Origin of the sequence: Cereibacter changlensis JA139, assembly GCF_003034985.1 — a bacterium.
GTDB lineage: Bacteria > Pseudomonadota > Alphaproteobacteria > Rhodobacterales > Rhodobacteraceae > Cereibacter > Cereibacter changlensis.
This window is the reverse complement of record NZ_PZKG01000406.1, coordinates 1-667: the sequence shown is the minus strand read 5'-3', so window position 1 is coordinate 667 and position 667 is coordinate 1. Positions and strand designations below refer to the sequence as shown.

1 protein-coding gene is annotated in these 667 nt (G+C 70.6%); it reads left to right on the top strand.

Translation table 11 applies throughout. The features are described from left to right. Positions 1 to 13 precede the first annotated feature (13 nt). Positions 14 to 667 (top strand): calcium-binding protein (locus C5F48_RS24370; RefSeq protein ID WP_373454374.1); only part of this gene is annotated, 654 nt, incomplete at its 3' end.

Below are 667 nucleotides of genomic sequence, written 5' to 3'. Positions count from 1 at the left end.
CGATACCGGGCTGATGACATTCGACGCTCAGGGCCGGGTGACGGAGATCACCGCCACCGACGACGGTTCCTCCGGCGACGACACCATAACCAGCGGCAATGGCGAGGACTGGATCGTCGGCGGCGCCGGGGCGGATCTGATCGAGGACGGCGACGGCTTCGCGCTGATCCTCGGCGATCTGGGCTCGGTGCTGGCGACGGGCGGGGTGCTGACCTCGGTCAGCAGCATCGTCGCGGCAGAAGGCAAGGGCGATACCATCACCACCGGCGACGGGAAGGCCTGGGTCTTCGGCGGCGAGGGCTCCGACAGCATCACCGACGGCGAGGGCGACGCGGTCATCCTCGGCGACCTCGGCGCGGTGACGCTGGCCGACGGCGTGATCGTCCGGGTCGAGGCGACGGAAGTCCTGCGCGGCGGTGACGATGTGGTCACGACCGGCGGCGGCGACGCCTGGATCGTCGGCGGGACCGGCAGCGACAAGATCGCCTCGGGCCAGGGCCGCGGCTACATCCTGGCCGATACCGGCCTCATGACCTTCGATGACCTCGGCCGGGTGACGGAGATCACCGCCACCGACGACGGCAGCTACGGCGACGACACCATCACCAGCGGCGACGGCGAGGACTGGATCGTCGGCGGCGCCGGGGCGGACGTGATCACCGACGGA